Raw genomic sequence first — 779 nt, forward strand, 5'->3', positions numbered from 1 at the left:
AGAACAAGCAGCACAATCAGCCAAAATATTTTAAATAATATTCGTAGAAGAGGACGGGAAAAAAGTATTTTAGGTGAAGGTATATCCGAACGATGAATCGTTCGGATTTTTTGATGTTATGGTAAGCGTAGGTTTCGTGCATGTAATAGCTTCTAGGTGTTGATTGGAGCGCAAGTGACGAGAAGGCTCAGCGGCCGCCCGCGGAAAGCGAAGCCTTGCACGGAAATCAACAGCGGTGTCAGTAAAAAATACGGAGGTTGATTTTACATGCCATAAGATAGTTATCAAAAAGGTTTAGATAAATTAATGGAATATACATTAACCAGTAACGATGATATTTCAACTCATTTAAAAATTACAGAAGACTTAAAAGAACTAGCTCCTGACATGGGGAAATATATTATTGAATTTGCCTATGGAGACATTTATTCACGACCTGGTTTAACGAATAAGCAGCAACCATTAGTTACCATTTCATCATTGGTCACACAGGGTACAGAGCCTCAGCTTGAGCTGCATTTAAATACAGGTTTAACAGCTGGACTAGAGCCGAATGAAATTGTGGAGAGCATCATTCAATTAATCCCATACACAGGTTTCCCTCGCGTGTTAAATGCTTTAAGCGTAGCCAAGAAAGTATTCGCTCAGCGTGATGTGGAAGTAGAGGCAGATGAAAAAGAGCTGGTAAAAAATAAATAATAAGCACAACAAAGACGCTCTAAAAGAGCGTCTTTGTTTATGCGAGCTGCTTTTGTTTGGTTTCTTTTCCTAGAAAAACA

Annotated in this window: 1 protein-coding gene; it reads left to right on the plus strand. The window is 38.8% G+C overall.

Annotation, left to right across the window (positions count from 1 at the left end; translation table 11 throughout):
- Nucleotides 1–306 precede the first annotated feature (306 nt).
- Nucleotides 307–699 (plus strand): carboxymuconolactone decarboxylase family protein, encoded by a 393-nt coding sequence (locus RB298_RS22865; protein WP_486048718.1) that lies wholly within the window; start codon nt 307–309, stop codon nt 697–699.
- Nucleotides 700–779 lie beyond the last annotated feature (80 nt).

It is taken from the genome of Priestia sp. BR_2, from assembly GCF_041954005.1.
GTDB lineage: Bacteria > Bacillota > Bacilli > Paenibacillales > Paenibacillaceae > Paenibacillus_AQ > Paenibacillus_AQ lautus_A.

Excerpts from the sequence above, each read along its gene's own strand:
- RB298_RS22865 (WP_486048718.1), top strand. The coding sequence starts at position 307 with ATGGAATATACATTAACCAGTAACGATGATATTTCAACTCATTTAAAA.